Origin of the sequence: Paenibacillus sp. FSL R7-277 (genome assembly GCF_000517965.1) — a bacterium.
Lineage (GTDB): Bacteria > Bacillota > Bacilli > Paenibacillales > Paenibacillaceae > Paenibacillus_AQ > Paenibacillus_AQ silagei.
In genome coordinates this window covers 36,878-45,814 of record NZ_ASPX01000024.1, presented here as the reverse complement: position 1 = coordinate 45,814, position 8,937 = coordinate 36,878, and the positions used below count along the sequence as shown (strand labels likewise).

At 51.8% G+C, this 8,937-nt stretch carries 9 protein-coding genes and 1 other RNA gene; all 10 read right to left on the bottom strand.

The window, feature by feature from the left end:
* Positions 1 to 335: 335 nt before the first annotated feature.
* Positions 336 to 602, bottom strand: a complete 267-nt coding sequence (locus C173_RS09965) for a pro-sigmaK processing inhibitor BofA family protein (protein ID WP_036724463.1) — start codon at positions 600 to 602, stop codon at positions 336 to 338.
* A gap of 28 nt (positions 603 to 630) precedes the next feature.
* A complete protein-coding gene (locus tag C173_RS09960; RefSeq protein WP_036724462.1) occupies positions 631 to 897 on the bottom strand; it encodes a DUF2508 family protein in 267 nt (88 codons plus the stop codon).
* Between the two features lie 203 nt (positions 898 to 1,100).
* Positions 1,101 to 1,700, bottom strand: coding sequence for a recombination mediator RecR (recR, locus tag C173_RS09955; protein ID WP_036698882.1), 600 nt, complete (start codon positions 1,698 to 1,700; stop codon positions 1,101 to 1,103).
* Positions 1,701 to 1,736: 36 nt separating this feature from the next.
* Positions 1,737 to 2,048 (bottom strand): YbaB/EbfC family nucleoid-associated protein, encoded by a 312-nt coding sequence (locus tag C173_RS09950; protein WP_036698884.1) that lies wholly within the window; start codon positions 2,046 to 2,048, stop codon positions 1,737 to 1,739.
* Positions 2,049 to 2,097: 49 nt separating this feature from the next.
* A complete protein-coding gene (gene dnaX / locus C173_RS09945; protein ID WP_036724460.1) occupies positions 2,098 to 3,867 on the bottom strand; it encodes a DNA polymerase III subunit gamma/tau in 1,770 nt (589 codons plus the stop codon).
* 214 nt (positions 3,868 to 4,081) lie between these two features.
* Positions 4,082 to 4,350, bottom strand: an RNA gene (gene ffs, locus C173_RS33350) — signal recognition particle sRNA large type.
* A 47-nt stretch (positions 4,351 to 4,397) separates the two neighbouring features.
* Positions 4,398 to 4,595, bottom strand: coding sequence for a 50S ribosomal protein L31 (gene rpmE / locus C173_RS09940; protein WP_036724459.1), 198 nt, complete (start codon positions 4,593 to 4,595; stop codon positions 4,398 to 4,400).
* Positions 4,596 to 4,720: 125 nt separating this feature from the next.
* Positions 4,721 to 5,998, bottom strand: coding sequence for a radical SAM protein (locus C173_RS09935; RefSeq protein ID WP_036724458.1), 1,278 nt, complete (start codon positions 5,996 to 5,998; stop codon positions 4,721 to 4,723).
* Between the two features lie 25 nt (positions 5,999 to 6,023).
* The gene (gene rho / locus C173_RS09930; protein ID WP_036724456.1) at positions 6,024 to 7,382 is read right to left on the bottom strand and encodes a transcription termination factor Rho; all 1,359 of its coding nucleotides are present in this window, start codon (positions 7,380 to 7,382) and stop codon (positions 6,024 to 6,026) included.
* A 146-nt stretch (positions 7,383 to 7,528) separates the two neighbouring features.
* Positions 7,529 to 8,782, bottom strand: coding sequence for a UDP-N-acetylglucosamine 1-carboxyvinyltransferase (locus C173_RS09925; RefSeq protein ID WP_036724455.1), 1,254 nt, complete (start codon positions 8,780 to 8,782; stop codon positions 7,529 to 7,531).
* Positions 8,783 to 8,937: the final 155 nt, after the last annotated feature.

Genomic DNA, 8,937 nt, shown 5'->3' with positions numbered 1-8,937 from the left:
GTCCTGAGCCAGGATCAAACTCTCCAAATTGGTATTTAGAAAGAGCGATTGCTCATTTTGAAACATCTGACGAGAATTGTTATATTCTCTAATTTGGATCTCACCGAAGTGATTTCCCACTCACTCGTTGTTCAGTTTTCAAAGATCAATGTCTCATCTTTTGTCGTTGATGTTTGTCTCAGCAGCGACCTTTATAATATATCACAGCACCCTTGTTTCAGTCAAGCGTTTTTTTAATTTCTTTTTTCGCTTTAGCTTCCAGCAAGTGATCCGAAGATCTCCTGTCCAAAGGGCCGAGACTTAATGTATCATGAATCAGGAGCCTTCGTCAACCTCTAAAATAAAGTTAATTTTAATCCCAATAACAGCGCCACTCCCGGCAGCCCAAGAATGGTTACAGCACCTATGGTTGTAGGGTTAAGCGGAATATGCAGATCGCTTACAGCTCCTGAGAAATTAACGATATAAATCCCGAGCGCCGCCAGTATAAGATGGGTTCCAAATACACTCAACCAAGCCAACCCCAGTCTTTTTCTGAATACAATCAGGACCAGCAGCGCTGAAGATATAATCAGCACACTTATTGCAACAGTTCTTAGCATTGTTCTCCTCCTCGCTGACTCAGTCTGTTCATACTTGCAGCTGGCTCCGGTTAAGCCCCAGCCGCTTGGCATCCTTAAGGTGTATCTGATATTTACGCTCAGCTGCCTCCAGGATATAGATTGCATAGTCAATCTGATCCTGGCCCAGAGCCTCATCAAACATCAGGTAAGCCCGCTCCCATTCAGACTGCGCTTTACGTACCTCCTGGTATACTGTCCCCCATTCCTCTTCCGTCTGCACTGCCTTTTCCTTATCCGTATTCCCTCTCAACCACTTGACACTCCACCAACCCATTGCAATCCCTCCTAAGATATATGAATAACTGCAGATGCAACCGGTGATTCACACCCGTTAATCTCATACATATCGGAATAGGGACAAACTTAGAACCGGGAGAAGGGGCTTAGCAGAACTTTTAGCAGAATATGAGCGGTTCTTCCGAAAATCAAAAAAGGAGCCCGAGGGCTCCCTACACTTATAATACAACAGCACAACACTCAGAACAGCTCACGACGGCCTTCCAGCGCCTTCGACAGGGTTACCTCGTCCGCATACTCAAGATCGCCGCCTACAGGCAAGCCATGGGCTATCCTGGTGATCTTGATCTCAAAGGGACGGACAAGACGCGAGATATACATGGCAGTGGCTTCCCCTTCAATGTTGGGGTTGGTAGCCATAATCAGCTCCTTCACCCGCTCATCGCTGAGTCTGGTCAGCAGCTCCTTCAGCCTTATATCATCCGGCCCTATGCCTTCCATCGGCGAAATTGCACCCTGGAGCACATGATAATAGCCGTCAAATTCCTTGGTTCGTTCGATAGCCACCAGATCCTTCGAGTCCTGAACCACACAGATTACCGAAGCATCGCGGGTTTTGTCCTGGCAGATCCGGCACGGGTCGGTATCCGTTATGTTGCAGCAGACCGAGCAATAATGAAGATTACGCTTGACGCTGACCAGGGCTTTGGCGAAATCAATCACCTCGTCCTCCTTCATGTTCAACACATGAAAGGCCAGCCGGGCAGCTGTCTTCGGGCCAATCCCGGGCAAACGTGTAAAAGCTTCTATTAGCTTGGCTAGCGGTTCTGGATAATACAAAGTATCGGTTCTCCTTTGGCAGGGAGTGGAGTAAGCCTAGAACAAGCCAGGAATCTTCATTCCGCCTGTGAATTTACCCATATCGTTGTTCGCCAACTCTTCTGCCTGGGTAAGAGCATCATTAACAGCAGTGATCACCAGATCCTGCAGCATTTCGATATCCTCCGGATCTACAACCTCCGGTTTGATCTGAATGGACAGCAATTTCTTGTGTCCGTTCACCTGAACGGTAACCACGCCGCCGCCGGAAGAACCTTCAATCGTCTTACTGCCCAGCTCTTCCTGGGCTTTGAGCATCTGCTCCTGCATTTTTTTAACCTGCTTCATCATTTGGTTCATATTATTCATAGATCATCTCTCCTTTGGGATGCGCATCTTCGCGCTGATAGCTGAATCCTTATTCTTTTATGACAACAAGGTCTTCTCCAAAGAGCTGGATCGCCTCATCAATCCATGGTTCGGACTTGCCTTCGCCGCTCTCGTGCTCATGCTCCAGACGCAGCTCCTCTGTTCCGGCCGAAGCCGCGGATTTCGTCGCAGCTTCATTCCAGTCACGCATCATCATAGTTACCAGCCGGAATGGCTTACCCAGCTTGGCATTCATTACGTTCTCGATGACCTGCCGGTTCGCAGGCTTCTCGGTAGTATCCCGGTGAATGGTATTCTTAAAAGCAACCAGCACGGCATCTTCCATCACCGCCACCGGCTCACCGTCCACAAACCACGCATGTACCGTGACCTTCTCTTCCTTCACACCCTGAAGAACAAGGCTCCACTGCTTATAGACCGCGCTAAAATCAGGACTGTCCTTACCCGCAATAAACTTATCCAGCTGCGGGGGAAGCTTAGAGGCCGAGGATACGCGCGGAGCGCTTGGCGGGGCAGTGCGCTGCGCTACCTGCTCACGCCCGCCGCCGGCAACTCCGCCGGCTTGAATAGCCTGCTCCAGCTTCTTCTCCAGCGCGGCAATCTGCGCTCTGAGCTGATCCAGCTCAACGGACTGTACCTGCGGAGAACCATTTGCAGCTGCAGGTGCCGCTGCATTCACTGCCGGATCGCCTACAGAGGGAGCAGCAGCATCCTGCGGACCGCTGCACAGCTTCATCAGCGCTACCTCGAATATGGTCTGCGGATGTGTAGCATACTTCATCTCCCCCAGATAACGGCTCAGCGTCTCCACAATCAGGAATAAGCGGTCGCGGGTAAAGGCCTTAGCCATATCGCGGAAATCTGCCGGATTCAGCACGCGGTCCGTTAGCTGATCCGCTCCAGGCACCATCTTGATCATCAGTAAATCGCGGAAATAATACAGAAGATTCTCCAAGCACTTATCTGCGCTCTTACCCTCATGCATCATCTGCTCCACAAGCTCCAGCAGCTGCCCCATGTCACTCTCAAGAATAGCATTCGCCAGACGCGCGAACTGCTCGGAGGGGATGCCCCCGGTCATTCCCAGCACCTGCTGATAGGTCACATCCCCATCTGTAAAGGATGAGATCTGATCCAGGATGCTGAGCGCATCCCGCATTCCCCCGTCAGACAGGCGGGCGATATACTGGAGCGCATCTGCATCTGCTGTAATGCCTTCCTTCTGGCAAATCTCGGTCAGGCGGCCCGTCTGTTCCTCCAGTGAGACCCGGCGGAAGTCAAACCGCTGGCAACGCGAGATAATCGTAGCCGGCAGCTTGTGCGGCTCGGTAGTCGCCAGTATAAACATCACATGCTGTGGAGGCTCTTCGAGCGTCTTCAGCAGGGCATTGAATGCCTCTGTTGTCAGCATATGCACTTCATCAATAATATACACTTTACGGCGTACTTCGGTAGGTGCATATTTCACCTTATCCCGCAGATCGCGAATCTCTTCAACGCCCCGGTTGGATGCCGCATCGATCTCCTGAACGTCCATGATGTTGCCTGCCGTAATCCGCAGGCAGGACGGACATTCATTGCAGGGCTCAGGACCCGGGCCCCGCTCGCAATTGACTGCCTTGGCCAATACCTTGGCCGCACTCGTCTTACCGGTCCCCCGCGGTCCGCTGAACAGATAGGCATGCGAAACCCGTTGTTCACGGATCGCATTCTGCAGCGTCTGGATAATATGCTGCTGCCCTACCATATCTTGAAACGACTGCGGCCGCCAGGCACGGTACAGCGCGATATGTTCCACTATGCATTACCCTCTCTCAGGCTGCCGCTTTCCGGCATTTGTCGCTAATTTATTATACTATATTCCCAAGTCTTTGACCAAGCAGAAGCGGCTCACCGTCCGAAAGGTAAGGATATTAGCCAGAGCGGGAATAATATCTCATAACCTAGGATACCTAGAAAAACAAAAAGCATCTTTGCTTGTAGCAAAGACGCTATCATCATCCTTATTTAAACCGTGCACCTGTTATTGATGGCTGCGATCCAAGCGGTAACCCTACAAAACTGCTCGGGCTAGGCCACCCTCCGGCACAAGAGCAAACTCGCTTATGGCTGCTTCCTTCCGGACCTGACCAGGTTCACAAGCACTCATTGCGGAGGACCCAACCGTCAACACAGCCCATAGGAACCAAGGCCTCACATCGACAGCACCTCTAACAGGAATTCAACCTCGCTACAGCGGATTGCGAGTTACAGGGCACCGCTACCTCCCCGTCTAGCACGGCGAAGATAAGTATAGCTTACGGACAGGCAAAAATCAACTATGCAATATTAGACACCGTATTTCTTCTTGAATCTGTCCACACGGCCGCCGGCATCCAGGAACTTCTGCTTACCGGTGAAGAACGGGTGACAGCTTGAGCAAATTTCGACGCGAAGCTCCTGTACTGTCGAGCCGGCTTCAAACGTGTTGCCGCAAGCGCAGGTTACCTTCGTTACATTGTACTTGGGTTGAATGGTTGTTTGCATATGAAATCTCACCTCTCACGCCCTAAGCCTCATGCGGGCCTAGAGTTATATGATCACGCAAGCTACATTCTAGCATGCAAGGCCCAGGCTCTGCAATAGGCCTGCCATTCTTAAAATAATAAGGCCTAAAGCTGCACTCTGCGCTGCTTGGCACGGGCCAGCTCAGCAGGGGGGACATGGGTAAAGGAACCAATCACAACCTCCGGGAGCTCCTCACGGAAGATCTCCAGCATGGTCTTCATGCCAAGGATCTCACCCCGTGCAGGGGGAATAAGCTCCAGATAGCTCTCCGGGTCAATATTGAGATTACGCATCTGAATGAGCTTAAGATCTGTACGTCTGACGAACTCCACCATCGCTTCAATCTCTTCCTCACGGTCTGTAACCCCCGGGAAAATCAAATAGTTAATGGAGGTGTATACGCCTTGTGAGGCAGCGTACTTCAGCGACTTCTCCACGTTAGCCAGCGTATACCCGCGAGGCTTGTAATAGGCGTTATAATGGTCATCCAGCGCACTGATGGTACTAACCCGCATCAGATCAAGACCGGCATCGACAATGCCGCGGATATGATCGCTTAAGCCGGCATTGGTGTTAATATTGATATAGCCCATATCCGTAATGGACCGGACTTCACGGATAGATTCAATAATCAGCTTCGCCTGCGTAGAAGGCTCACCTTCACAGCCCTGTCCAAAGCTGACAATGGATTCCGGCGTCTTCAGGTGCTCCAGCATCACTTGCGATACTTCGTTCACTGCCGGACGGAAGCTCATCCGTGTCTGCGGGGACACAAACCCGCTGTCATCGGGCTGTTCAGAGATACAACCGAAGCAGCCGGCGTTGCAGGAGTATGAGACCGGAACAGCGCCTTCCCAGCGGCCGAGGAAGGTATTGGACGAGGTTAAGCATTCATATTCCAGCGCGCAGTTGGACAAGTGATTATACAGACGGTTCTCCGGGTATTTGGCAGTCAGTTCGCCCACACCGTTCTTCACATCGTCCCGGTCGCAGTTAAGCGGGTTCCACTGCTCCGGATCATCCGTAAGATCAGCCGCCACATAGAATCCGCCGTCCTTCCATACTACAGCGGAATATCCGAAGAGCGGAAGCTTGTAGGTCTTGTCTGTCTTGACGTAACCGGGAAGGCACAGGCGGGTGTATCCCTGCGGCAGCAAGGCTCCGACAGCCTGCGAACCTGCCGGCAGGGGCAGCATCTCGCCGGTCTCCGGATTCATCCCAATCGCCCGGGTGCTCGGGAGCCCGACCAGCGTGGCCCCCTCAGGCAGCGGAACCAGCTCTTCCTCCAGTATCTCAACGATCATATCGCCACTGCGGGCCAGGGCATACAACTCGGGATGATCATATACGTTTCCTTGTTCGTCGGCATATACCAAATACATGTTATTCTCCTCTTGTTATCTATTCTCAGGTAGTCGGCACAGTAGGCGCCTTGGGACGCGTGGTGCGGCGGGCAGACGAGCCGCTGTTCGAGGTGCCGCCTTTGCTGGCCGTACCGCTTGCTGACGAGGAATCCTTGCCTCCAGCCACATCGAAGGAGGCCAGGAACTCCGCATTCGTCTTGCTGTCACGTAGCTTCTTCAGGAATCCTTCTACGAAGTCATAGGATTCATTCATATTTTTACGGATCGACCAGATGGTATCCAGCTCTTCCTTGCTAAGCAATACTTCTTCACGGCGCGTACCCGAACGGCGGATATCAATAGCCGGGAAGATCCGGCGTTCAGCCAGCTTGCGGTCCAGATGGAGCTCCATGTTCCCTGTACCCTTGAATTCCTCATAAATAATATCATCCATCCGTGAGCCGGTATCAATCAGTGCGGTGGCAAGAATAGTTAAGCTGCCGCCCTCCTCCACGTTACGTGCGGAACCGAAGAAACGCTTAGGCCGATGGAACGCGGCAGGATCGATCCCTCCGCTAAGTGTCCGGCCGGATGGCGGAACTACGAGATTGTAGGCACGGGCAAGACGGGTAATGCTGTCCAGCAGAATAACGACATCCTTCTTGTGCTCTACCAGACGCAGCGCGCGCTGAAGTACAAGCTCTGCCACTTTAATATGATTCTCCGGCAGCTCATCAAATGTCGATGCCACTACCTCACCTTTTACCGAACGCTGCATATCCGTTACTTCCTCGGGACGTTCATCGATCAGCAGAACAAACAGTGCAATCTCGGGATTATTCGTAGAGATACTGTTGGCAATTTCTTTGAGGAGGAGCGTCTTCCCTGCTTTGGGAGGTGCTACAATCAAACCGCGCTGCCCCAGACCTACAGGAGCAAGCAAATCCATGATACGGGTCGATAAATGAGTTGGGGATGTTTCGAGCGGCAGCTTATCTTGCGGATAAAGCGGCGTAAGCGCCGGAAAATGTAACCGTTCAGCTGCAGTTGCCGGGTTCTCGCCGTTGACGGCATTCACCTGCAAGAGTCCGAAATAGCGTTCGTTCTCCTTCGGCGTCCGGCATTTCCCGGAGACCAGGTCACCGCTTCTAAGGTCGAACTTGCGGATCTGCGATGCAGAGATATAGATATCCTCCGCACTCGGCAAGTAGTTAATCGGCCGAAGGAAGCCATAGCCTTCCGGCAGAATCTCAAGCACGCCTTCCATAAACATTAGACCGCTCTGCTCTGCCTGTGCTCTAAGAATAGCGAAGATTAACTCCCGCTTCTTAAGCGTTCCGTAATAAGGAATCTGGTATTTCTTGGCGAGCTTATACAGATCGGTAAGCTTCATTTCTTCCAGATCGGAAATTTGAAGATCCATGTGCTATAACCACCTATTCAATTTGTGTATGATGAGTTCCAAACTATGAGTCTATGAAAATGCTTATTAGGATAGGATTACCCGAATTGGAAGGAGATATGCATTTAAGCAGCCAATTTCTGCCCTTGCCAATCCGGGTATTCTCATTATTCGTTCTCGCGCCAGACATCGGCTCCCAGACTGCGAAGATTACTTACGAGGTTGTCATAACCGCGGTCAATATACTCTACACCTGTCACTTCGGTGATACCTTCTTCAACAGTAAGACCGGCAATCACCAGCGCTGCGCCTGCACGGAGGTCGGCAGCCTTCACCTTGGCTGCATTGAGCCGGCCGCCTTCAATGATAGCGGAACGTCCCTCTACACGAATCTTAGCGCCCATGCGGACCAATTCAGGAACATGCTTGAACCGGTTGCTGTAGACGAAATCGCTCAGGACGCTAACGCCTTCAGCCTGAGTCAGCATGCTCGTCATTGGAGATTGCAGGTCGGTCGCGAAACCGGGATAGATCAGCGCCTTGACATCCGCGTGCTGGTACTTGGCCTTGCCGATCACCCGGATACTCTCATCCAGTTCTTCTATGTCAACTCCCATTTCCAGCAGCTTGGCAGTGAGCGCCTCCAGATGCTTGGGAATCACGTTATCAATTAAGACATTGCCCCGCGTAGCCGCTGCGGCAATCATGTAAGTTCCAGCCTGAATACGGTCAGGAATAATCGAATGTCGGCAACCATGCATTTCGTCTACGCCTTCAATCCGGATTGTTTCGGTACCGGCGCCCTTAATAACAGCGCCCATGGAGTTGAGCAGGGTAGCTACATCTATAATCTCAGGCTCTTTAGCCGCATTTTCAATAATTGTAGAGCCTTTGGCACGGGAGGCCGCGAGCATAATGTTAATAGTGGCGCCGACACTGGATACATCCAGATAGATCTTGGCACCGCGCAGTTCTTTGGCATACAGGTGAATCGAGCCATGGTCATTGGTAACAGTCGCACCAAGCGCCTCAAAGCCTTTGATATGCTGGTCAATCGGACGGGGCTCAAAATTACAGCCGCCGGGTAATCCAATGGTCGCTTCCTTAAACCGGCCCAAAAGTGCGCCCATCATATAATAAGAGGCCCGGAGCTTTTTCACCGGTCCGTTAGGCATGGGAATGGATACGATACGGGAGGGATTAATTCTCATTTGGCTGCCTGTCCATGACACGCTCGCGCCAAGCTCCTCCAGAATCTCGGAGTAAACGGCAACATCACTAAGCGCAGGCAAATTATCCAGCACAACTTCAGACTCCGCCAAAATGGCTGCAGGAATAAGCGCAATGGCGCTATTCTTTGCTCCGCTGATGGTAACAACGCCCTCTAGCGGACGTCCGCCGCCAATCATTAATTTTTCCATAAATTTATCTGGTTCCCCCTACGTGTATTGCAGCTTGTTGTGGCAATACCAGTTGTGGCTTAAGGTGACATAAGGACTGCTTGTGATTGGTGATTAGAAGAAGAAACGGCTGCGCCGCCCTTACCTGAAGGACGGCACCCGTTTCTGAGGAAAAC